This window comes from Streptomyces sp. CA-251247, from assembly GCF_050952975.1.
GTDB classification, from domain to species: domain Bacteria; phylum Actinomycetota; class Actinomycetes; order Streptomycetales; family Streptomycetaceae; genus Streptomyces; species Streptomyces achmelvichensis.
The window spans coordinates 1,781,283-1,802,090 of sequence record NZ_CP191861.1; the positions used below are offsets into that span (position 1 = coordinate 1,781,283).

Sequence of the window (20,808 nt, forward strand, 5' to 3'; positions counted from 1 at the left end):
CGCTGATCGGTGCCTGTTGCACCGATCATGCCCGATGCCCCGCCCCTGTCCGAGCGGGGGTGCGCGTCAGCTCACGGGCGGCTCTTCGCGCCGCTCCTTGCCGGTGTTGAATCCGGGGCCTCCGCCGCTGCCCAGGTTTCCGAAGGCTCCGGACAGGCCCTTGAGGGCGTCGCCGATCTCGCTGGGCACGATCCAGAGCTTGTTGGCATCGCCCTCGGCGATCTTCGGGAGCATCTGGAGGTACTGGTAGGAGAGCAGCTTCTGGTCCGGGTCGCCTGCGTGGATCGCCTCGAAGACCGTGCGGACGGCCTGCGCCTCGCCCTCGGCGCGCAGGGCGGCTGCCTTGGCCTCACCTTCGGCGCGCAGGATCGCGGACTGCTTCTCACCTTCCGCGGTGAGGATCTGCGACTGGCGGATGCCTTCCGCGGTGAGGATCGCGGCGCGCTTGTCACGGTCGGCGCGCATCTGCTTCTCCATCGAGTCCTGGATGGAGGTGGGCGGCTCGATGGCCTTGAGCTCGACGCGGTTGACGCGGATGCCCCACTTGCCGGTTGCCTCGTCGAGCACACCGCGCAGGGCCGCGTTGATCTCCTCGCGGGAGGTCAGGGTCCGCTCCAGGTCCATGCCACCGATGATGTTGCGCAGGGTGGTGACGGTGAGCTGCTCGATGGCCTGGATGTAGCTGGCGACTTCGTAGGTCGCGGCCCGGGCGTCGGTGACCTGGTAATAGATGACCGTGTCGATGTTGACCACCAGGTTGTCCTGGGTGATCACCGGCTGGGGCGGGAACGGCACGACCTGTTCACGGAGGTCGATGCGGTTGCGGATGGAGTCGATGAACGGGACGACGATGTTGAGACCCGCGTTCAGGGTGCGGGTGTAGCGCCCGAAGCGTTCGACGATGGCTGCGCTGGCCTGCGGGATGACCTGGATCGTCTTGATCAGGGCGATGAAGACCAGCACCACCAGAATGATCAGGACGATGATGATCGGTTGCATCGTGTTCCCTGTGCCCTTCGCTGCCGGATGGTGCAGATGATCGAGTTTCCCAGAACTGCGCCTGGGGTGTTGGGCGTTCGGCTTCGTTCCGTCACATCACGACCGCGGTCGCGCCGTCGATCTCGACGACGTCGACCTGCTGGCCGGCCTCGAAACTCATATCGGCGTCGAGGGCACGTGCCGACCAGACCTCACCGGCGAGCTTGATACGGCCACCATTGCCGTCAACTCGCTCCAGGACAACCGCCTGACGGCCTTTCAGTGCGTCGACTCCACTGGCGAACTGGGGGCGTTGAGCCCGGTGCCGGCTCGCGATCGGCCGTACGACCGCGATGAGGGCCACCGACACCACGGCGAATACGAGGACTTGGGCGACCGTGCCGCCGCCGAGTGCCGCGACGACGGCCGCGGCGACCGCTCCGGCGGACAGCATCCCGAACTCGGGCATCGCCGTCAGAACCAGCGGAATGCCCAGTCCGACCGCACCGATCAGCCACCACACCCACGCGTCGATTTCCACATGGTCATGGTAGATCGGCAGGTCGTGCTCAGGACAGGGGGCGAGGCAGGTCGGCAGCGGACAGGCGGGCGCCGCTGTGGTGTTGGAGGGGCCGCGGTGGAGCGTGGGCCCCCGGGCGGTGCCGTCGGACCGGGGCCGCGCGGAACGGAGCGCCGGCGGCGCCGTCAGCCGAGCGGAAGGCCCTGGGCCGTCCAGCGTTCGCCGTTGCGCTCGACGAGCAGCGGGAGACCGAAGCAGAGGGAGAGGTTGCGGGAGGTGAGCTCGGTCTCCATGGGGCCGGCGGCCAGCACCTTGCCCTGACGGATCATCAGGACGTGGGTGAAGCCGGGGGCGATCTCCTCGACATGGTGTGTGACCATGATCATGGAGGGGGCGTACGGGTCGCGGGCGAGGCGGCCGAGACGGCGGACCAGGTCCTCACGGCCGCCGAGGTCCAGTCCCGCGGCGGGCTCGTCCAGGAGCAGCATCTCGGGGTCGGTCATCATCGCGCGGGCGATCATGGTGCGCTTGCGCTCGCCCTCGGAGAGCGTGCCGAACCTGCGCTCCAGGTAGTCGGTCATCCCGAGCCGGTCGAGGAAGGCGCGGGCGCGCTCCTCGTCGACGGCGTCGTAGTTCTCGTGCCAGGTGGCGGTCATGCCGTACGCGGCCGTGAGGACCGTCTGGAGCACGGTCTGCCGCTTGGGCAGCTTCTCGGCCATGGCGATGCCGGCCATGCCGATACGGGGGCGGAGCTCGAAGACGTCCACGCCGCCGAGGCGCTCGTCGAGGATCCTGACCGTGCCGGTGGTCGGGAAGAGGTAGCTGGACGCGATGTTCAGGAGGGTCGTCTTGCCGGCGCCGTTGGGGCCGAGGATGACCCAGCGCTCCCCCTCCTTGACCGACCAGGAGACGTCGTCCACCAGAGCGCGTCCGTCGCGGACCACGGATACGTCCACCAGCTCCAGTACATCGCTCATGAGCGCGTTGTCTCCCCATGCAATCGTCTTGAGGCCATAGGAGGCTTTTATGCACCTGTGGGCACAGCTCCCAGGGAAAACCTACGCCACCGGCCGGGTACCCCTGCCCCCCGGCCCGGTCCCTAGGCTGGGTCCATGCTTTCGGAACCACGCTCAGGACGACTGGCGGCATGGGGAAACGCCCTGTTGGCCGGACAGGTATCACCGGACGACGCGGCTCTCGCGATCGTCGGCGAGGACGCGGTGCACCGCGTGGAGGGGCTTCCGGGCGAGGCGGGGCCCGTCGGGCTCACGCTGGCGCTCGGGCGGCTGCGCGGGCTCGGGGTGACCGGCTTCCGGGTCGCGCTGCCCGCGCCGGGGCATCCGCTGGGGCTCAGCGGACCGCCCGCCTTCAACGCGCGGGCGCTCGACGCGGAGGAGGCCGTCGTCGGGTACGGCGCGGCGTACGGGCTCGTGCCGGAGGTGTCCGAGGCGGGACCGGCCGGCGATGTGCACGTCGAGGTCGTCTGGCACTGCCTGGAGGTACGGGAGGCACCGCCCGCGGACGTGCCGTCGCTCGGCGAGGCGGAGCGGGAGCTGGCGGAGGCGCTGCGGGAGGCGACGGAGGTGCTGTCGCGGCTCGATGTGGCGGCGTCCGGACCGGTGGCCGAGGCGGCGATCGACGCGTACCGGGCCCGGGCGGACCGGGGTGGGGAGACGCTCGCGCCCGGGTATCCGCCACGGGCGGCGCGGGTGTTGGAGCTGGCTCAGCGGATCGCGCTGCTGGTCTCGGTGGCGTACGAGAAGGGGCACGGGGGTGCGGTGAGCGCGTCCGAGATGGCGGCGCGGGGGGAGGCGCTGCGGCCGGTGGAGAGGGTGGCGCGGCGGGCGCAGGTGGCGGCGTACAACGCGTATGTGGAGGAGCGGGAGCGGTAGGGGCTTTGCCGGGGCGGGTGCCCCGGGCCCCTGTGCGGGGGGCTTGGGGTGGGGCGGGTGCCCCGGGCCCCTGTGCGGGGGGCTTGGGGTGGGGCGGGTGGTGCGGCCCGGGTTCTTCGCGGGGCTCCGCCCCGGACCCGGCGCCTCAAACGCCGGCGAGGCTGAATTTCGGTGCCCACGTGCCCCGGCGATGGCGCGGCCAAGAGGGGGTGCCCAAGACGCCCCGGCGATGGAGAAGGCCGGGAGGGCGTGCCCCAACGGTCTGGCGATGGCGAGGCTGAATTTCGGTGCCCACGTGCCCCGGCGATGGCGGGGCTGAGGTCTGGTGCCCGGGCCGGTACACGCGTAATGGACGGCGCGGGCGCGCCGACGCCGGCGGGCATGTGAGCCCGCCGGCGTCGGCGAAGGGGTGTCAGCCGTTCAGACCCAGGTTGCCGAAGGCCGGGTTCAGGACGCCGATCACGTTGACGCTGTTGCCGACCGCGTTCACCGGGATGTGGATCGGGGCCTGGATCAGGTTGCCCGAGGCGACGCCCGGGGAGCCCACGGCCTTGCCGTCGGCGTACGCGCCGCCGTCGGACGCCGACGCGGCCCCCGCGCCCGCGGCGACGATGCCACCGGCGACGATGGTCAGGACAGCGGCCTTCTTCAGGTTCATCACTTCGAAAATCCTCCTGGACATTCGCTGCGGCCGGCCGCCGCAGCACGCCATGGAGAACGCCTCACGGACGATCAGGATGCGCCGTCCGGGTGACATACACCCGACAGTATGAATCTCGGACCGGGGCGCGACGATCCGATTAGCTGGTCAATCCGTGCCGTACGGCCCACAGCGCCGCCTGTGTACGGTCCGCCAGGTCCAGCTTCATCAGGATGTTCGAGACGTGCGTCTTGACGGTCTTCTCGGACAGGACGAGCGCGCGGGCGATCTCGCGGTTGGACCGGCCGTCCGCGATCAGGCCGAGCACCTCCTTCTCGCGCTCGGTGAGCGAACCTCCGCGGCCCGTGCCGTTGCCCGGCACGTCCTGGGACAGCAGCGCGCCCGCGACTTCGGGCTGGAGCAGCACATGGCCCGCGTGGACGGAGCGGATGGCGCGGGCGAGGGCCTCCGGGTCGACGTCCTTGTAGACGTAGCCCGAGGCGCCGGCCCGCAGGGCGGGGACCACGGTGCGCTGCTCGGTGAAGCTGGTGACGATCAGCACGCGGGCCGGGTTGGAGAGGTCGCGCAGCTTGCGCAGGGCCTCGATGCCGTCGGTGCCGGGCATCTTCACGTCCATCAGGACGACGTCCGGTTTCAGTTCCTCCGCGCGGGCCACACCCTCGTCCCCGTCGCCCGCCTCACCGACCACCTCGATGTCGTCCTGGACCTCGAGGAAGGTGCGCAGCCCGCGGCGGACCACCTGGTGGTCGTCGACCAGCAGCACGCGAATAGTCCTGTCAGCCACCGGGGACCTCCATCTCGATCGTCGTGCCCTTGCCGGGCGCGGACTGCACCGTGAGCTTTCCCCCGACCCCGCCCGCCCTGTCGCGCATCGAGACGAGACCCAGGTGGCGGCCGGCCCTGCGGACCGTGCGGGGCTCGAAACCCGTGCCGTTGTCGGTGACGCTGAGGACCGCGCCCTGGCCGCGGCGGGCCAGGACCACGTCGACCCGGTCGCCCCCGGAGTGCCGCAGTGCGTTGTGCAGGGCCTCCTGGGTGACCCGCAGCAGGGCCTCCTCCTGGGCCGCGGGCAGAGCCCGGATCCCGCAGGTGTCGAACGTGACCCGGGCGCTGTGGGCCCGGTCGAGGACCTGTATCTGCGTACGGAGCGTGTTGACGAGCCCGTCCTCGTCCAGCGCCGCCGGGCGCAACTCCACGACGGCCGCGCGCAGTTCGTCCGCGGCCTCGGCGGCCAGCGAGGCGACCTGGTGGAGCTCGCCCTTGGCGCGTGCCGGATCGCGGTCGACCAGGGCGGCGGCGGCCTGAGCCGTGAGCCGCAGGGAGAAGAGCTTCTGGCTGACGGCGTCGTGCAGTTCGTGGGCGAGGCGCGAGCGCTCCTCGGCGATGGTGAGTTCGCGGCTCCGCTCGTAGAGCCGGGCGTTGGTCAGGGCGATGGCAGCATGCTGGGCCAGGATCGCCAGCAGTTCCTCGTCCTCCTCGGTGAATCCGCAGCCGCCCTCCGGCTTCGGGCAGCGCTTGTTGGCGAGGAAGAGCGCGCCGATGGTCTCGTCACCGTCCTTCACGGGCAGGCCGAGGAAGTCGGACATGTCCGGGTGGGCGGAGGGCCAGCCCTCGAAGCGGGGGTCCTTGCGCACATCCCCGAGCCGCTCGGTCTTGGCGTCGCGGAGCATGGCGGCGAGGATGCCGTGCTGCCGGGGCAGCGGTCCGATCGCCTTCCACTGTTCGTCACTGACCCCGTCGACCACGAACTGCGCGAAGCCGCCGTGATCGTCCGGGACGCCCAGGGCCGCGTACTCCGCGTCGAGGAGCTCCCGCGCCGAGGCGACGATCGTCTTCAGCACGTCGCGGACCTCGAGATGCCTGCTCATGGCGAGGAGCGCGGTGCTCACGGCCGCGAGGCCGGAGCGTGGTCGGTGGCTCATGAGCTCACCGTACCCGCGGGGTGTGACGGTCCGTATCGGCCCGCGGACGCAGTCGCACGGGCCCGGAGGCCTAGGTCCCCTCCGGCGGAAACGGGGTGAGGGGCCTAGGTCGAAGAACCGGCCCGGAAGGGGTCCCGCGCACGAGGTGGTGGGGCAGGTGGCGTTCCTACGGTGAGGGCATCGACGCGGACAAGGGGATGGACGTCATGCCGCTAGCAGTGATCACGGGCGCTTCGAAGGGGCTGGGGCACGCCCTGGCGGCGGCTCTCGCGGCGCGGGGCTGGGACCTCGTGCTGGGGGCGAGGACCGAGGACGTACTGAGGGAGAGCGCGCGGCGGGTGGCCGCTCACGGGACGCGGGTGGTGGCGGTGGCCGGTGATGTGACCGATCCGGCGCACCGCGCGGAGCTGGTGGCCGCGGCCCGCGGGCTCGGCGGGCTCGATCTGCTGGTGAGCAATGCCAGTGCGCTGGGGGCGGAGCCGCTGGTGCGGCTGGAGGCGCTGCCGCTGGAGGGGCTGCGGGCGGCCCTTGAGACCAATGTGGTGGCCGCGCTGGGGCTCGTCCGGGAGGCGCTGCCGCTGCTGCGGGCGTCGGACGCGGGGACGGTGATCGCGGTGAGTTCGGACGCGGCGGCCGAGGCGTACGAGACCTGGGGCGGCTACGGGGCGTCGAAGGCGGCGCTGGACCACCTCACCGCGGTTCTGGGGGTCGAGGAGCCGGGGTTGCGGGTGTGGGCCGTTGACCCGGGTGACATGCGGACGGATCTGTACGCGGCCGCGGTGCCGGACGACGACGATCCGCGCCCGGATCCGGTCTCGGTGGTCCCGGGGTTCCTGCGGCTGCTGGACGAGCGTCCGGTCAGCGGCCGGTACGGGGCGTCGGCGCTGCTGGGGTCCGTGTGAGGGGCGGCCGTGGGGCCGCGGAAGGGGAAGGGGTTGCCGTGCTGGACGCGCTGCGGGTGCCGGAGGAGCTCTCCGCGAGGGTGCCGGCCGAAGTGCGCGGCTCGGGCCGGGACGACGTACGTCTGATGGTCTCGCGGGGAACGCGGGTGACCCATCACGCATTCCGGGATCTGCCCGCTCTGCTGCGGGCCGGTGACGTGCTGGTGGTCAACACCTCCGCCACGCTGCCGGCCGCCGTCAACGGCCGCCTCGGCGGCGAAGCGGTCGTCGTCCACTTCTCGACGCGGGGGGACGACGGCCGGTGGGCGGTGGAGCTGCGGGCCCCCGACGGCGGGGGCAGCACTCTTCCGCGCGCGGGCGGGCCCGCGGGCGCGCGCGTGAAATTGCCCGGGGGCGAGCATCTGGTGCTGGAGGAGCCGCTGGCCCCCGGAGGCATGCGGCTGTGGTGGGCGTCGGTGTCCACGGCCGTGCCGGGGCTGCTGCGCCGCCACGGGCGGCCGATCCGCTACGGATACACGGCCGGGGACCAGCCGCTGTCCGCTTACCGGACGGTGTTCGCGCTCCCCTCCCCCGACGGCACCGGCTCGGCGGAGATGCCGAGCGCCGCACGGCCCTTCACGCCGCGTCTGGTGGCGGAGCTGGTGAGCCGGGGGGTGCAGTTCGCTCCCCTCACCCTGCACACGGGGGTGGCCTCCGCCGAGGCCCACGAGCCGCCGTACCCGGAGCGCTTCGAGGTACCCGCGGCGACGGCGTGGCTGGTGAACGCGGCACGGGCGGGCGGGGGACGGATCCTCGCGGTCGGCACGACCGCCGTACGGGCCCTGGAGTCGGCGACGGGCCCCGACGGGGTGGTGCGGGCGGCGTCGGGCTGGACCGATCTCGTGGTCACGCCCGAGCGGGGGGTGCGTGCCGTCGACGGGCTGCTGACGGGGCTGCACGAGCCCGAGGCCTCGCATCTGCTGATGCTGGAGGCCATCGCCGGGCGGGCGGCTCTGGGGCGGGCGTACGGACAGGCACTCGAACGCCGCTATCTGTGGCACGAGTTCGGCGACATCCATCTCCTACTGCCCGCGGAAAGCACTCACTCTTTGCATTGCTGAAGCAACGGATGGTGAAACGGTTTGCCCTCCCATGTGAGCCCGCGCATAGGACGCAGATCACTTACGAAGCAGACTAGTGGATACAAAAAGGGCACTTGATCAGGGGATGAATGGGCATACGGGCGATTTGCCCGACCCCTGATCCACTATCGCGGATCGTACGTCACACCTTTGCCAGGGCTTTTTGCTGGCGCTAAGAATTGCAGCCGTCGCCCGCCGTAGAGCGCAGCGCCGCTCCGGCCTGATGCGACATCCGCTACTCGAAGAGGTTCGACGATATGTCTGCGTTCAGCACCCGTATGACCAAGACCCGCAAGGTCTCGATCGCCGGTATCGCCGCCGCCGGTGTCGCCGCTCTGACCCTTACCCTCGCCCCGGCCGGCGAGAGCGACGCCGCTGTCGCCGTCGCCGAGCCCCAGGCCGCGCAGAAGATCGCCCCGGTGGCGATGACCCTCGACGCGCCGAAGACCCTGTCGCTCGACGCCGCCGACCAGTCGGCTTCCGCGGCCAAGGTGAAGGCCGCGGCCAACGCCGCGGCGAAGAAGGCGGCCGCCGAGGCCGCCGCCACGAAGAAGGCAGCTGCCGACGCTGCCGCGAAGAAGAAGGCCGCCGCTGAGGCTGCCGCCAAGAAGCGGGCGGCTGACCAGGCCGCCAGCCGTGCCGCCGCTCGCAAGCCCGTCTACGCCAACAACCTGGACGGCTGGATCCGCGAGTCGCTCGACATCATGAAGAAGCACAAGATCCCGGGCAGCTACCAGGGTCTGCACAAGAACATCATCCGCGAGTCCAGCGGTAACCCGAACGCCATCAACAACTGGGACATCAACGCGATCAACGGCGTCCCCTCGATCGGCCTGCTCCAGGTCATCAAGCCGACCTTCGACACGTACCACGTCGCCGGCACCAAGCACAGCCAGTACGACCCGGTCGCCAACATCGTCGCCGCGGCCAACTACGCCGCCGACCGCTACGGCTCGATCGACAACGTCAACAGCGCCTACTGAGGCTGACGACCCACACGCCGGAGGGCGGCACCCCATGCGGGGTGCCGCCCTCCGGCGCGTTTGCGGTTCTGCCTACTTGCGCATGACCTCGGGCTCGTGCCGGCGCAGGAAGCGCGCGACGAGGAAGCCGCAGAAGGCTCCGAGGGCGAGCAGGGCGGCCATGTCCATGCCCCAGGCCGCTGCCTCGTGGTCCCACAGCGGGTCGGTGCTGGTCGGGTCGTCCGGGTTCGGGCTGATCTTGTTGAAGTCCAGCGTGGCCCCGGCGGCGGCGACCGCCCACCGCGACGGCATCAGATACGAGAACTCGTTGACGCCGATGGTGCCGTGCAGGATGAACAGACACCCGGTGAACACGACCTGGATGATCGCGAACATGACCAGCAGCGGCATGGTCTTCTCGGCGGTCTTCACGAGCGCCGAGATGATCAGGCCGAACATCATCGAGGTGAAGCCGAGCGCCATGATCGGCACGGACAGTTCGAGCATCACCGCGCCGCCCATGACCAGACCCTCGGAGGGCAGCTCACGGGTGGAGAAGCCGATCGCGCCGACCAGGGCACCCTGGAGCACCGTGATCATGCCCAGCACGATCACCTTGGACATCAGATACGCGGAGCGCGACAGACCCGTCGCGCGCTCGCGCTCGTAGATCACCCGCTCCTTGATCAGCTCACGGACCGAGTTGGCGGCGCCCGCGAAACACGCGCCGACCGCGAGGATCAGCAGGACCGTGGTCGCCGTGCCGTTCGGGATGATCCGGCCGGTCTGCGCGTTCACGTTCGGCAGCAGACCCTTGTCCGGGTCGATGAGCAGGCTGACCGCGCCGAGCACCGCCGGCAGGATCAGCATCAGCGCCATGAAGCCCTTGTCGGACGCGATCACCGACACATAGCGGCGGACCAGCGTGACCAGCTGGGAGCCCCAGCTCTGCGGCTTCGGCGGCTTGCTCTGCTGCGCCACCAGGTTCACCGGCTGCGCGGCGACGGCGTCGATGTCGGCCGCGTACATCTGGTAGTGCTGCGAACCGCGCCAGCGGCCCGCCCAGTCGTAGTCGCGGTAGTTCTCGAACGCCGAGAAGACATCGGCCCAGGTGCTGTAGCCGAAGAAGTTGAGCGCTTCCTCCGGCGGACCGAAGTACGCGACGGAGCCGCCCGGAGCCATGACGAGCAGTTTGTCGCACAGCTGGAGCTCGGCTACGGAGTGGGTGACCACGAGGACGGTGCGGCCGTCGTCGGCGAGGCCGCGCAACAGCTGCATCACATCGCGGTCCATGCCCGGGTCGAGACCGGAGGTCGGCTCGTCCAGGAAGATCAGCGACGGCTTCGTCAGCAGCTCCAGAGCGACCGAGACGCGCTTGCGCTGGCCGCCGGAGAGCGAGGTGATCTTCTTGTCCTTGTGGATGTCGAGCTTGAGCTCGCGCAGCACCTCGTCGATACGGGCTTCGCGCTCCGCGTTCGCGGTGTCGCCCGGGAAGCGGAGCTTGGCCGCGTACCTGAGCGCCTTACGGACCGTGAGCTCCTTGTGCAGGATGTCGTCCTGCGGGACCAGACCGATGCGCTGGCGCAGCTCGGCGAACTGCTTGTAGAGGCTCCGGTTGTCGTAGAGCACATCGCCCTGGTTGGCGGGCCGGTAACCGGTGAGCGCCTTCAGCAGGGTGGACTTGCCCGAGCCCGAGGGGCCGATGACACCGATGAGCGACTTCTCCGGCACACCGAAGGACACATCGCGCAGGATCTGCTTGCCGCCCTCGACCGTCACCGTGAGGTGGCGGGCGGAGAAGGAGACCTCGCCGGTGTCGACGAACTCCTCGAGCTGGCCGCCGACGATACGGAACGTCGAGTGACCGACGCCGACGATGTCGTTCGGGCCGATGAGGGCCGTACCGGACTTGGCGATCGGCTGTCCGTTGACGTACGTACCGTTGTGGGATCCGAGGTCACGGATCTCGAAGCGGCCGTCCGGGTGCGAGCTGAACTCGGCGTGGTGGCGCGAGACCTGGAGGTCGGAGACCACCAGTTCGTTCTCCAGCGCACGGCCGATACGCATCACGCGGCCGAGCGAGAGCTGGTGGAACGTGGTCGGGCTGCGGTCGCCGTAGACCGGTGGCGCCCCCGCCGCGCCGCCGGATCCGCCCGGACCGGGCTGGTGCGGGACCTGTGCCTGCTGCGGCTCGGGCCAATTCTGCGCCGGAGCCTGCTGCCACTGCTGCTGCGGCGGCTGCTGTTGGGCCGGAGCCTGCTGAGCTGCCGCCTGCTGAGGAGCCGCCCCTTGTGCGCTGTAGGCACCCGCCGCCGCACCGGACAGATTCAGCCGCGGTCCGTCGGTGGCGTTGCCCAGGTGCACGGCCGAGCCGGGAGCGACCTCCATCTGATGGATCCGCTGGCCCTGTACATACGTGCCGTTGGTGCTGCCGTGGTCTTCGATGACCCAACTGCGGCCGCCCCAGCTGATGCTGGCGTGCCGCCACGAGACCCTGGCGTCGTCGATCACCAGATCACCCTGAGGATCACGTCCGAGGGTGTACGACCTGGACGGATCGAGCGTCCAGGTCCTTCCATTCAATTCCAGTACGAGTTCCGGCACTCCATGCCCCACTAGTTGTCCCCCGAGTTACCCCCATCACAGGGAGTCTAGGGATGGCGAACATCGTGGGGAACTATTTCAGGCGCGGTCCCGTATCCGAAAGTCGGGCCTTGTGAAGACCGCGTCCCGGTTGCCCGTTGACGGAGGAGAAACACCCCCGGAGAGTGGTAAGCACCCATCAGTCGGCACGGATCATGCTGGACTGGGGACAACTGGGTCAAACCCAGCAGGCATCGGGGGGTCCGGGATGAGCGCGACCGGCAAGAACGGCAAGGTGCCCTGGGTCGATGTGGTGCTGTCATCGATCGCCGCGGTGAGCTGGGCCCTGGTGGGTATGGCGGGCGCGGCCGCGCTCGGCCTGCATCTGCTGGGCGCCGACGCAGCGGCCTCGCTGGGCCCGATGACGGCGGCCGTCGTGGTGCTCGCCGTGAACGGCTCGGTGACGCCGAGCGGTGATGTGTCCGCGTTCGGACTCGACGGCGCCCAGGCCGAAACGGCCGTCGACTTCACGCCACTTGGGGTGGGACTGTTCGGTGCGCTGCTCCTTGCGTACGTCTTTCTACGCTCTCTGCGGCGGTCCGGTCCGCACATCTCGGGAGGTGAACTCGCCGCTCGCGCGGGCGGTGTGGTCGTCCTGTTCGTCGCGACCGTCGGCGGGCTCGCGTGGGCGGGCCATGACGTCATCACCATCGACGGCGCGGAGCTGGGGCTCGACGGCGCGATCCCGGGTACCGGCGGGGACGGCGGAATCGAGGTGCCGGGACTCGGCGACATCGGTGACATCGGGGGGCTGCTGCCGGACCGCATCGGGGACCTGGTGGACGCGGAGGCGGCCGTCGGATTCAGCGTGAACACCCCGGACTCGCTGGCGGGGGCGCTGCTGTGGGTGACCGGCGTGCTGGTCATCGCGCTGCTCGCCGGCCGGCGCGCCCCGCTGCCGAGCGGCGCGATGTGGGAGGCGGTACGGCGGCACATCCGTCCCGCGGCCTCGGCGATGGTCGCGGTGATGCTGGTCGCCGTGCTCGCGGGGTACGCGGCGGCGGCCTACGCGGCCGTCGGCGACGACCACCCGAAGCGGATCGCGGGTGCGGCACTGCTCGGGGCGCCCAACGGGGTGTGGCTCGGCGTCCCGCTGGGGCTGTTCGTGCCGTGGGACGGCAAGGCCACGGGTGAACTGGCGAAGGTGCTGCCGGATCCCCTGGACGACTTCCTGCGGATCTCGGCGGACGAGCCGGCGACCGTGGGCAGGCTGGCCGAACTGGACGGGCGGGTGTGGCTGCTCGCGGTGGCGACGGCCGTGATGATGCTGTACGCCGGGGTGTTGGCGGCTTCCCGGACACCGGCAGGCAGCCGGGGAGCGGCGGGTTTCGCGGGCCGGTGCGCGGTGCGGCTCGCGGTGGTGGGCGCCCTGACGCTGCCGCTGCTGGTGTGGCTGACGGACGTGTCCGCCGACGCGTCGCTGTCGGTCCTCGGCTTCGACGCGTTCGGTGCGGGCATCGAGCTGCACGGCCGGGCGGGCAGGGCGCTGGTGCTGGGCGCGGCATGGGGAGCCGCGGCGGGCGGGGCGGGGGCCCTGTTGGTGTACGTCACCCGGGGCGGCCGGCGGGAAGAGGGTGCCGCAGCGGGCGAGGTGAGCGAGGGGCCCGGGCCGTACCGGCCGACCTCCCCGTACCGGCCGCCGAACCCCGACACCAACCCGTATCTGCGCCTGCCGCCCGAGGTCCACGACGCGCCTGCGGAGGGCGGGGCTGCGCGGGACCGGGATTCGCGGGACCGGGATTCGTGGAGCCGAGGGGCGCCATCGTGGGACGGCGATGTCCCTCCGCGGGACCGCGATGCCCCTCCGCCCCGCCCGGGCACCTCTCCGAGGAACGATCGCGGCGGTCGTGCGGAAGGGGCTGCCGGCGAGAGGGACCGTGGTGGACTGCCGGAGATCCACGGTGCGCCGACGGTCGCGGGGCCCATGCCTCCCCTGCCACCGCGGCGCCGGCCCCCGCCCGAGCAGGAGGACGGCCCGCCGCCGCCCAGGCCGCCGAAGTCCGGCAGATAGCCGGTCACCGGGTCAAACGCGTGTCCGCTCCTCGGGACGCGACGTCTCGCCGTCGTCCGGGCCCGATACGGTGGAACCACCATGAGCGCTTCGCAGACTTCCGACGTACGCACCCTTCTCGTCAAGATCTTCGGGAAGGACCGTCCCGGGATCACGGCCGGTCTCTTCGACACCCTCGCCGCCTTCTCCGTCGACGTCGTCGACATCGAGCAGGTCGTCTCCCGTGGCCGCCTCGTGCTGTGCGCGCTGGTGACCGCTCCGACCGCGGGCGGCACCTCGGAGGGCGAGCTGCGGTCCACCGTCCACAGCTGGGCCGAGTCGCTGAGACTTCAGGCCGAGATCATCTCGGGCACCGGTGACAACCGGCCGCGCGGCAGCGGCCGTTCCCATGTCACCGTGCTCGGGCACCCGCTGACCGCCGAGTCGACGGCGGCCATAGCGGCCAGGATCGCGTCCACCGGCGGAAACATCGACCGCATCTTCCGGCTCGCGAAGTACCCGGTCACCGCGGTGGAGTTCGCCGTCTCCGGTGTGGAGACCGAGGCCCTGCGTACGGTCCTGGCGACCGAGGCCGCGGGTATCGGCATCGATGTCGCGGTGGTGTCGGCGGGTCTGCACCGCCGCGCCCAGCGCCTGGTCGTGATGGATGTCGACTCCACGCTCATCCAGGACGAGGTCATCGAGCTGTTCGCGGCGCACGCGGGCTGCGAGGACAAGGTCACCGAGGTCACCGCCGCGGCGATGCGGGGCGAGCTGGACTTCGAGCAGTCGCTGCACGCGAGGGTGGCGCTGCTGGCCGGGCTCGACGCCTCGGTCGTGGACAAGGTGCGCGCGGAGGTACGGCTGACGCCGGGCGCGCGCACCCTGATCCGTACGCTCAAGCGGCTCGGCTTCCAAGTGGGCGTGGTCTCCGGCGGGTTCACCCAGGTCACGGACGACCTCAAGGAGCGGCTGGGGCTGGACTTCGCGTCGGCCAACACGCTGGAGATCGTCGACGGGAAGCTCACCGGCAAGGTGATCGGCGAGATCGTGGACCGGGCGGGCAAGGCGCGGCTGCTGCGCAGGTTCGCGGCGGAGGCCGGCGTACCGCTGGCGCAGACGGTGGCGATCGGCGACGGTGCCAACGATCTGGACATGCTCAACGCGGCCGGGCTCGGGGTCGCGTTCAACGCCAAGCCGATGGTCCGCGAGGCCGCGCACACCGCGGTCAATGTGCCGTTCCTTGACACGGTCCTGTATCTGCTGGGGATCACCAGGGAAGAGGTCGAGGCGGCGGACGAGCCGAACGCCGAGCACTGAGCCGCGGGCGTCGGCGGCACACGCTGCGGCGCAGGTGAGCGGGCCAAAGACGGCCGAGGCCCCGGCACGGGTGTGCCGGGGCCTCTCGTTCACAGCTCAGCCCGATGGGCCCCAGGGCCGAGGTCCGGCCTCCGTCGCTCCCGGCCGGGCACCGGCGCGGACAGCCGGTGGTCGCCGCCCGGCTCAGTCGTGCGGCGCCCAGTACTCGAGCAGGGTGCCGACCCCGTGCTCCAGGGACTTCCAGGAGCCGGTGAACCCGACGACGGCGAACGACGATGTCGGAAAACCGCTCTGCGTCATACGGGCGAGCGCATCCCCTTCCGCCTTGCCGGCGAGGGCGTCGGCGAGCGCGTGCACGCCGGGGTTGTGACCGATGACGAGCAGGTCGTTGACCGAGTCGTCGGTCTCGTTCAGCAGCGCGATCAGGTCACCGAGCGAGGCGTCGTACAGACGCTCCTCGTACACGGTCTTCGGGCGGTGCGGCAGCTCGTGCACCGCCAGCTTCCACGTCTCACGGGTTCTGGCCGCCGTCGAGCACAGAGCCAGGTCGAAGGCGATTCCGGTTTCGCCGAGCCTACGGCCTGCCACCGGGGCATCCATGCGGCCGCGGTCGGCGAGCGGGCGCTCATGGTCGGACACTTCCGGCCAGTCGGCCTTCGCATGCCGGAGGAGCACGATCCTGCGGGATTCGGGGGGTCCGGGGGGTGTGCCTCCGGACGACGTGGCGACGCTCATGCACTCCAGCTTCGCATGAAATGCGCCAACGGGCGCAGGGTGTTGACCGGCTGCCCCACCACGAGTGATTCCGTCAGCGTGCGAGTGTGTGCCGGATGTGCTCGAGGATGCGTCCCATCGCGGGGTCACCGTTCGCGGCGTGTGCCTGCGCCGGATCGGCGATCACGACGAGCAGGACGACGAAGGCGAGCATCGGGAGCGCCACGGCCCACCACGGAAGCCGGATGTCGACGCTGCCCTTGGTCCGGGACGGGGACTGCGTGTGGGCCGGCATGGCCGCCTCCGTGGGGTCTGTGGCTGATGACCTCAAACCTACGGATCATGCCGCCGGCGGCCCATCCGGTGACCCACCCACTTCACCCTGACCCTGGCCCCCTAGGGGATGGTGGTGCTAGCACCACCATCGACGCGCGGCAGGCCAACGGCCGTGTCAGGGAGAGGCGATGGAGGCGATGATGCCGATCACCACGGTCACGGCGAGCATCGCGCCGAAGACGAGGAGAAGCTTCTTCTGACCGTTCGGGGGGTTCGGATCGAGCACAGGCATGGGTTCAGTTTCGCACGACCGCTTCGTCCTCGATCGTCCGGTCCCGGCCGGCCAGCACACCGACCGCGATCTGCGGCACGAGCAGCCCCGCCATCAGCGCGATCGGCAGTCCCCAGCCGCCACTGTGCTGGTAGAGCACCCCGACGAGCAGGGGGCCGGGGATCGAGATCAGATAGCCGGTCGACTGGGCGAAGGCGGAGAGCCGTACGACGCCGGCGCCGGTCCGGGACCGCATGCCGATCATGGTGAGGGCGAGCGGGAAGGCACAGTTGGATATCCCGAGCAGCAGCGCCCAGGCCCAGGCCCCGGCGGCCGGGGCGAAGAACAGCCCCGCATAGCCGGTCAGTCCGCACAGGCCCAGGGCGACCACGATCGGTCCCTGGTTCTTCATCCGGGTGGCGAGCCGCGGGATGACGAACGCGAGCGGCACGCCCATGACCATGGTGACGGCGAGCAGCACTCCGGCGGTCGAGGCCGAGACCCCCGCGTCGCGGAAGATCTGCGGCATCCAGCCCATCGTGATGTACGCGCCGGTGGCCTGGAGCCCGAAGAAGCAGGCGAGTGCCCAGGCGGTGGGGCTGCGGGTGATCTTCGGAGCGGGAGCCTGACGGGAGCCGGCCGCGGCGTCGGCCCGCTCGCTCTCGGCGGCGGGGCTGCGGTCGCGGATCAGGGCGACCCAGGGCAGTACGGCGAGGACGGCCACCAGGGCCCAGACGGCGAGGCCGGTACGCCAACTGCCGCCGAGCGCCTCGGTCATCGGAACGGTCGCGGCCGCCGCCACGGCGGTGCCCAGCGCCAGGGCCATGGAGTAGAGGCCGGTCATGGAGCCGACACGGTCGGGGAAGTACCGCTTGACGATCACCGGCATCAGGACGTTGCTGACGGCGATGCCCATCAGGGCGAGCGCGCTGGCGGCCAGGAAGCCGGGCGTACCGCCGGCGAACGGGCGGATCAGCAGCCCGGCGGCGATGGCGACCATGCCGGCGCAGACGACGGCGCCGGGTCCGAAACGGCGGGCGAGACGGGGCGCCGCGATCCCGAAGACGGCGAAGCAGAGCGGCGGTACAGAGGTGAGGACACCGGCGACGCTGCCGCTCATCTGCAGGCCGTCCCGCGTCTCCTCCAGGAGCGCGCCGAGGCTGGTGATGGCGGGACGGAGGTTGACTGCCGCGAGGACAATGGCGGCCATGACGAGACGGGTGATCCAGACGGCGCTCAGCCGGGTCCCGGGTGCCGTGGCGGTACGGTCCGTGGCGGCGGGCCTCGGGGGCAGGGGCTGGGCCCGGGACTCGCTCGGGGTCTGGGTCTGTGTCTCGTCCGGCATGAGGCCATCATAGAATCATGGGATGATTGATTGTCCAATCCCGGACAACCGGTTCCGGGCAGCCGGTTCCGAGCAAGGAGCACGATGTCGCTGACCTCTCCCCGGCGCTCAGGGCTCACCGACCAGGTGATCGCGCAGCTGCGGAATCAGATCACCTCGGGCGAGTGGCCGGTCGGTTCACGGATTCCGACGGAGCCGGCTCTCGTCGAGCAGCTGGGCGTCGCCCGCAACACCGTCCGCGAGGCGGTCCGCGCGCTCGCCCACAACGGTCTGCTGGACATCCGGCAGGGTTCGGGCACCTACGTGCTCGCGACGAGCGAACTGGCGGGCGTGATGCACCGGCGCTTCGCCGACGCCAGCCCGCGGCACATCGCGGAAGTACGCTCCACGCTGGAGTCCTCGGCGGCGCGGATGGCCGCGGAACGCCGTACGGAACGCGATCTGAAGCAGCTGGACGCACTGCTCGCCCGGCGCGAGGAGGCGTGGGCGACCGGCGACGCGGAGCGGTTCGTCGCCGTCGACGCGACATTCCACCTGGCCGTGGTGGCCGCCTCGCACAACGACGTGCTCAGTGAGCTGTACGCCGACCTCGGCGATCTGCTCAGGGACTGGCTGCGCGACGACGTGGGCGGTGAGCTGCGCCCGGAGAACCACATGGACCACGCCCGCCTCGTCGAGGCGATCCGCGCGGGCGACGGCGACGCGGCGGCAGCGGAGGCGGCGCGCTACCCGTTCCTGTGCCTCAGGGGGCGGCCTGCGGCTGATGGCTGACCCAGGCGGAACGGACTTCCTTCCAGCACCGGTCGGTGATCTCGACGTAGCCCGCGGGGGCGATGTCGGCGGGAGAACCGTCGATGTCGATGTCCCACCAGCGCTCGCACTCGATGTGCAACCGGACCCGGTCGACGGCGGGGTACGGGTTGTGGCAGAAGGCGGTGGCCTGCGAGCCCTCGACGACGGTGCGACAGTCGGCCGCGTAGACGGGCACGGGAGGCGCGGGCGCCGGCTTGGGCATCGGGCGGTGGGGCTGGGAGAACGCGTCCGGCGTCACCCACAGGAGGAGTGTCACCGCTGCAAGCACGGGCGCTGAGCGCCAGTTCGTACGCATGAGCAGGACCTCCTCGGCCGTACGGCGGCGCAATCGCCGCGGCTGCACCACAAGGGGGATTGCTTCTCCAGAGTCCCTGTGCTGCGGCGAAACCGCGCGGCGTCGGGGTCCGAACGGGCGAAAGGGGTGGGCGACGACCGGGTGTGCGGTGCTCGTGGCTACGGGCTGTGATCGCGAGGGGTGAGGGGCGAGAGGGCAGCGGGGCGGGGGAGAACAGGGGCCTGGCGCAGGGGCGGCGCCGGGTCGGCGGCGGCTTCGGCGGGGTCGCAGCCCGGGGCAACAGGCGGCCTGCCACGGTGACCGGTGCGGGTGCTGGTGCCGGAACAGCATCACCCGGACGACGCAAGCCGGGACCGACGGACAGCGATCCCGCCGAGGGCGACAGGGGCGGGCACAGCGTTGACCGGGGGCAGCCGGAGGACAGCGCGGCAGCCGCACGGCGCGGGGGGCCAGGGCCAGCAACGAACGAACGCCGGGCAGCCCGCACCCGCGGGCTGCCCGGCGTTCACAGCGGCCGGCCCGCGGAAGCAACCACCCGCACGCCGACGCCGAAGGCGTCCTACGCGCCCATCATGTGGACGCCGCCGTCCACATGCACCACCTCGCCCGTCGTCCGCGGGAAGAAGTCCGAGAGCAGACCCACCACACCGCGGCCCGCCGGGTCCGGGTCCGAGAGGTCCCAGCCGATCGGGGCGCGGTGGTTCCAGACGTCCGCGAGCTCCTCGAAGCCCGGGATCGACTTCGCCGCCATCGACTTGATGGGCCCCGCCGAGACCAGGTTGCAGCGGATGTTCTGCGCGCCGAGGTCACGCGCCAGGTAGCGGTTCGTGGACTCCAGCGCCGCCTTCGCCACGCCCATCCAGTCGTACTTCGGCCAGGCGATCGTCGCGTCGAAGGTGAGGCCGACGATCGAGCCGCCGCGCTGCATCAGCGGCAGGCAGGCCATGGCCAGCGACTTGTACGAGTACGCCGAGACCTGGACGGCGGTCGAGACGTCGTCCCAGCTCGCCTCGAGGAAGTTGAACGCGCCCTGCGGGCCGAAGGCGATCGAGTGCACGATGCCGTCGAGGCCCGACTCGTCGCTGGAGTGCTCACGGATCTTGTCGGCGAGACCGTCCAGGTGCTCCTGGTTGGTGACGTCCAGCTCGATGACCGGAGCGGGCTTGGGCAGCCGCTTCGCGATGCGCTCGACGAGGGTGAGGCGGCCGAATCCGGTGAGGATGACCTCCGCGCCCTCCTCCTGGGCCACCTTGGCCGCGTGGAAGGCGATGGAACCGTCCGTGAGGACGCCCGTGACGAGAATGCGCTTGCCGGCGAGGATTCCACTCATGTGATCAGTGACCCATGCCCAATCCGCCGTCAACGGGGATGACGGCTCCAGTGATGTACGAGGCGTCGTCGGAGGCGAGGAAGCGCACCGTGGCGGCGACCTCTTCCGGCTTCGCATAACGGCCGAGCGGCACCTGCGAGACGATGCCGGCGCGCTGGTCGTCCGTGAGCGCCTGCGTCATGTCGGTGTCGACGAAGCCGGGCGCGACGACGTTGAACGTGATGTTGCGCGAGCCGAGCTCGCGGGCCAGGGACCGGGCGAAGCCGACCAGGCCGGCCTTGGAGGCGGCGTAGTTGGCCTGTCCCGCGGAGCCGAGCAGACCGACCACCGACGAGATCAGGACGACGCGGCCCTTCCTGGCGCGCAGCATGGCCCGGTTGGCGCGCTTGACGACGCGGAAGGTGCCGGTGAGGTTGGTGTCGAGGACGGCCGTGAAGTCGTCCTCGGACATGCGCATCAGCAACTGGTCCCTGGTGACACCGGCGTTGGCCACCAGCACCTCCACCGGACCGTGCTTCTCCTCGATCTCCTTGTAGGCCTGCTCCACCTGCTCGGCGTCGGTGATGTCGCACTTGACGGCCAGGAAGCCGTCCTTCTGCAGGGCGGCGGGATCGCCGGAGCGGTACGTGATCGCGACCTTGTCGCCGGCATCGGCGAACGCGCGGGCGATGGCGAGGCCGATGCCCCGGTTTCCTCCGGTGACGAGAACCGAGCGGCTCAACGGATCACCCTTTCGATAGCGGTCTGGTACTGCGAAAACCTATCGGTCCCATCCCCTTCGCGGAGAATCGGGCCCTGACAGCGCCTCGTTCGAGTCACTGTCGGGTCCCTACAGAAAGGCGCTGGGCAACGG

21 protein-coding genes are annotated in these 20,808 nt (G+C 70.8%); 7 read left to right on the forward strand and 14 right to left on the reverse strand.

The window, feature by feature from the left end; genetic code table 11:
* Window positions 1-66: 66 nt before the first annotated feature.
* The 3 genes from ACQPWZ_RS07860 to ACQPWZ_RS07870 all read right to left on the reverse strand — a co-directional run bounded on the left by ACQPWZ_RS07860 (window position 67) and on the right by ACQPWZ_RS07870 (window position 2,475).
* Window positions 67-999: an SPFH domain-containing protein gene (locus ACQPWZ_RS07860; protein ID WP_313947160.1), complete on the reverse strand. Its 933-nt coding sequence runs from the start codon at window positions 997-999 to the stop codon at window positions 67-69.
* A gap of 91 nt (window positions 1,000-1,090) precedes the next feature.
* Window positions 1,091-1,519, reverse strand: a complete 429-nt coding sequence (locus ACQPWZ_RS07865; RefSeq protein WP_327684969.1) for an NfeD family protein — start codon at window positions 1,517-1,519, stop codon at window positions 1,091-1,093.
* A gap of 164 nt (window positions 1,520-1,683) precedes the next feature.
* Window positions 1,684-2,475: an ABC transporter ATP-binding protein gene (locus ACQPWZ_RS07870; protein WP_340472355.1), complete on the reverse strand. Its 792-nt coding sequence runs from the start codon at window positions 2,473-2,475 to the stop codon at window positions 1,684-1,686.
* A 135-nt stretch (window positions 2,476-2,610) separates the two neighbouring features.
* On the opposite strand from ACQPWZ_RS07870, the gene ACQPWZ_RS07875 reads away from it, so the two are divergent.
* On the forward strand, window positions 2,611-3,390 hold the full coding sequence (locus ACQPWZ_RS07875; RefSeq protein WP_340472356.1) for a hypothetical protein: 780 nt from the start codon (window positions 2,611-2,613) through the stop codon (window positions 3,388-3,390).
* Window positions 3,391-3,802: 412 nt separating this feature from the next.
* Here ACQPWZ_RS07875 and chpE read toward each other — a convergent pair whose 3' ends face one another.
* From chpE to ACQPWZ_RS07890, 3 genes are all read right to left on the reverse strand, one after another.
* The gene (gene chpE, locus ACQPWZ_RS07880; protein ID WP_313947156.1) at window positions 3,803-4,051 is read right to left on the reverse strand and encodes a chaplin ChpE; all 249 of its coding nucleotides are present in this window, start codon (window positions 4,049-4,051) and stop codon (window positions 3,803-3,805) included.
* Between the two features lie 139 nt (window positions 4,052-4,190).
* Window positions 4,191-4,835, reverse strand: a complete 645-nt coding sequence (locus ACQPWZ_RS07885; protein WP_383245295.1) for a response regulator — start codon at window positions 4,833-4,835, stop codon at window positions 4,191-4,193.
* Entirely contained in the window at window positions 4,828-5,973 is a 1,146-nt protein-coding gene (locus ACQPWZ_RS07890; protein ID WP_433570964.1) for a GAF domain-containing sensor histidine kinase, read from the reverse strand. The genes ACQPWZ_RS07885 and ACQPWZ_RS07890 overlap by 8 nt, the downstream gene beginning before the upstream one ends.
* Before the next feature lie 206 nt (window positions 5,974-6,179).
* Between ACQPWZ_RS07890 and ACQPWZ_RS07895 the strand changes: the two genes are divergently transcribed.
* The 3 genes from ACQPWZ_RS07895 to ACQPWZ_RS07905 all read left to right on the forward strand — a co-directional run bounded on the left by ACQPWZ_RS07895 (window position 6,180) and on the right by ACQPWZ_RS07905 (window position 8,979).
* The gene (locus tag ACQPWZ_RS07895; protein WP_433570965.1) at window positions 6,180-6,875 is read left to right on the forward strand and encodes an SDR family NAD(P)-dependent oxidoreductase; all 696 of its coding nucleotides are present in this window, start codon (window positions 6,180-6,182) and stop codon (window positions 6,873-6,875) included.
* Between the two features lie 38 nt (window positions 6,876-6,913).
* Window positions 6,914-7,975 (forward strand): S-adenosylmethionine:tRNA ribosyltransferase-isomerase, encoded by a 1,062-nt coding sequence (locus ACQPWZ_RS07900; protein WP_433570966.1) that lies wholly within the window; start codon window positions 6,914-6,916, stop codon window positions 7,973-7,975.
* 278 nt (window positions 7,976-8,253) lie between these two features.
* Window positions 8,254-8,979: a transglycosylase SLT domain-containing protein gene (locus tag ACQPWZ_RS07905; RefSeq protein ID WP_433570967.1), complete on the forward strand. Its 726-nt coding sequence runs from the start codon at window positions 8,254-8,256 to the stop codon at window positions 8,977-8,979.
* A 72-nt stretch (window positions 8,980-9,051) separates the two neighbouring features.
* Here the strand turns inward: ACQPWZ_RS07905 and ACQPWZ_RS07910 are convergent, their stop codons facing one another.
* Window positions 9,052-11,562 carry an FHA domain-containing protein gene (locus tag ACQPWZ_RS07910; protein WP_433570968.1) on the reverse strand — a complete coding sequence of 837 codons (2,511 nt, stop codon included), beginning with the start codon at window positions 11,560-11,562 and terminating at the stop codon, window positions 9,052-9,054.
* Window positions 11,563-11,809: 247 nt separating this feature from the next.
* Here ACQPWZ_RS07910 and ACQPWZ_RS07915 point away from each other — a divergent pair, with 247 nt between their 5' ends.
* Window positions 11,810-13,612 carry a streptophobe family protein gene (locus ACQPWZ_RS07915; RefSeq protein WP_433570969.1) on the forward strand — a complete coding sequence of 601 codons (1,803 nt, stop codon included), beginning with the start codon at window positions 11,810-11,812 and terminating at the stop codon, window positions 13,610-13,612.
* Window positions 13,613-13,693: 81 nt separating this feature from the next.
* The gene (gene serB / locus ACQPWZ_RS07920; protein ID WP_340472364.1) at window positions 13,694-14,911 is read left to right on the forward strand and encodes a phosphoserine phosphatase SerB; all 1,218 of its coding nucleotides are present in this window, start codon (window positions 13,694-13,696) and stop codon (window positions 14,909-14,911) included.
* Window positions 14,912-15,094: 183 nt separating this feature from the next.
* On the opposite strand, the gene ACQPWZ_RS07925 is transcribed toward serB, so the two are convergent.
* The 4 genes from ACQPWZ_RS07925 to ACQPWZ_RS07940 form a co-directional block, all read right to left on the reverse strand.
* Entirely contained in the window at window positions 15,095-15,646 is a 552-nt protein-coding gene (locus ACQPWZ_RS07925; RefSeq protein ID WP_340472365.1) for a SixA phosphatase family protein, read from the reverse strand.
* 73 nt (window positions 15,647-15,719) lie between these two features.
* The gene (locus ACQPWZ_RS07930) at window positions 15,720-15,920 is read right to left on the reverse strand and encodes a hypothetical protein (protein ID WP_313947145.1); all 201 of its coding nucleotides are present in this window, start codon (window positions 15,918-15,920) and stop codon (window positions 15,720-15,722) included.
* Window positions 15,921-16,076: 156 nt separating this feature from the next.
* A complete protein-coding gene (locus ACQPWZ_RS07935) occupies window positions 16,077-16,193 on the reverse strand; it encodes an SGM_5486 family transporter-associated protein (protein WP_327684957.1) in 117 nt (38 codons plus the stop codon).
* Between the two features lie 4 nt (window positions 16,194-16,197).
* A complete protein-coding gene (locus tag ACQPWZ_RS07940; RefSeq protein WP_433570970.1) occupies window positions 16,198-17,517 on the reverse strand; it encodes a CynX/NimT family MFS transporter in 1,320 nt (439 codons plus the stop codon).
* 84 nt (window positions 17,518-17,601) lie between these two features.
* Here ACQPWZ_RS07940 and ACQPWZ_RS07945 point away from each other — a divergent pair, with 84 nt between their 5' ends.
* Window positions 17,602-18,288, forward strand: coding sequence for a FadR/GntR family transcriptional regulator (locus ACQPWZ_RS07945; protein ID WP_433570971.1), 687 nt, complete (start codon window positions 17,602-17,604; stop codon window positions 18,286-18,288).
* On the opposite strand, the gene ACQPWZ_RS07950 is transcribed toward ACQPWZ_RS07945, so the two are convergent.
* From ACQPWZ_RS07950 to fabG, 3 genes are all read right to left on the reverse strand, one after another.
* Window positions 18,260-18,625, reverse strand: a complete 366-nt coding sequence (locus ACQPWZ_RS07950; protein ID WP_340472368.1) for a hypothetical protein — start codon at window positions 18,623-18,625, stop codon at window positions 18,260-18,262. The two genes, ACQPWZ_RS07945 and ACQPWZ_RS07950, sit on opposite strands and share 29 nt — an antisense overlap.
* Before the next feature lie 559 nt (window positions 18,626-19,184).
* Complete coding sequence (fabI, locus tag ACQPWZ_RS07955; RefSeq protein WP_313947140.1) at window positions 19,185-19,955, reverse strand: enoyl-ACP reductase FabI; 771 nt, start codon at window positions 19,953-19,955, stop codon at window positions 19,185-19,187.
* A 4-nt stretch (window positions 19,956-19,959) separates the two neighbouring features.
* Window positions 19,960-20,676, reverse strand: coding sequence for a 3-oxoacyl-[acyl-carrier-protein] reductase (gene fabG / locus ACQPWZ_RS07960; RefSeq protein ID WP_313947138.1), 717 nt, complete (start codon window positions 20,674-20,676; stop codon window positions 19,960-19,962).
* Window positions 20,677-20,808 lie beyond the last annotated feature (132 nt).

What these genes read in the sequence shown, in the direction of transcription:
- ACQPWZ_RS07860 (WP_313947160.1), bottom strand. Translation starts at nt 999, where the DNA reads ATGCAACCGATCATCATCGTCCTGATCATTCTGGTGGTGCTGGTCTTC.
- ACQPWZ_RS07870 (WP_340472355.1), bottom strand. Translation starts at nt 2,475, where the DNA reads ATGAGCGATGTACTGGAGCTGGTGGACGTATCCGTGGTCCGCGACGGA.
- ACQPWZ_RS07875 (WP_340472356.1), top strand. Translation starts at nt 2,611, where the DNA reads ATGCTTTCGGAACCACGCTCAGGACGACTGGCGGCATGGGGAAACGCC.
- ACQPWZ_RS07890 (WP_433570964.1), bottom strand. Translation starts at nt 5,973, where the DNA reads ATGAGCCACCGACCACGCTCCGGCCTCGCGGCCGTGAGCACCGCGCTC.
- ACQPWZ_RS07895 (WP_433570965.1), top strand. Translation starts at nt 6,180, where the DNA reads ATGCCGCTAGCAGTGATCACGGGCGCTTCGAAGGGGCTGGGGCACGCC.
- ACQPWZ_RS07905 (WP_433570967.1), top strand. Translation starts at nt 8,254, where the DNA reads ATGTCTGCGTTCAGCACCCGTATGACCAAGACCCGCAAGGTCTCGATC.
- ACQPWZ_RS07915 (WP_433570969.1), top strand. Translation starts at nt 11,810, where the DNA reads ATGAGCGCGACCGGCAAGAACGGCAAGGTGCCCTGGGTCGATGTGGTG.
- serB (WP_340472364.1), top strand. Translation starts at nt 13,694, where the DNA reads ATGAGCGCTTCGCAGACTTCCGACGTACGCACCCTTCTCGTCAAGATC.
- ACQPWZ_RS07925 (WP_340472365.1), bottom strand. Translation starts at nt 15,646, where the DNA reads ATGAGCGTCGCCACGTCGTCCGGAGGCACACCCCCCGGACCCCCCGAA.
- ACQPWZ_RS07930 (WP_313947145.1), bottom strand. Translation starts at nt 15,920, where the DNA reads ATGCCGGCCCACACGCAGTCCCCGTCCCGGACCAAGGGCAGCGTCGAC.
- ACQPWZ_RS07935 (WP_327684957.1), bottom strand. Translation starts at nt 16,193, where the DNA reads ATGCCTGTGCTCGATCCGAACCCCCCGAACGGTCAGAAGAAGCTTCTC.
- ACQPWZ_RS07940 (WP_433570970.1), bottom strand. Translation starts at nt 17,517, where the DNA reads ATGCCGGACGAGACACAGACCCAGACCCCGAGCGAGTCCCGGGCCCAG.
- ACQPWZ_RS07945 (WP_433570971.1), top strand. Translation starts at nt 17,602, where the DNA reads ATGTCGCTGACCTCTCCCCGGCGCTCAGGGCTCACCGACCAGGTGATC.
- ACQPWZ_RS07950 (WP_340472368.1), bottom strand. Translation starts at nt 18,625, where the DNA reads ATGCGTACGAACTGGCGCTCAGCGCCCGTGCTTGCAGCGGTGACACTC.
- fabI (WP_313947140.1), bottom strand. Translation starts at nt 19,955, where the DNA reads ATGAGTGGAATCCTCGCCGGCAAGCGCATTCTCGTCACGGGCGTCCTC.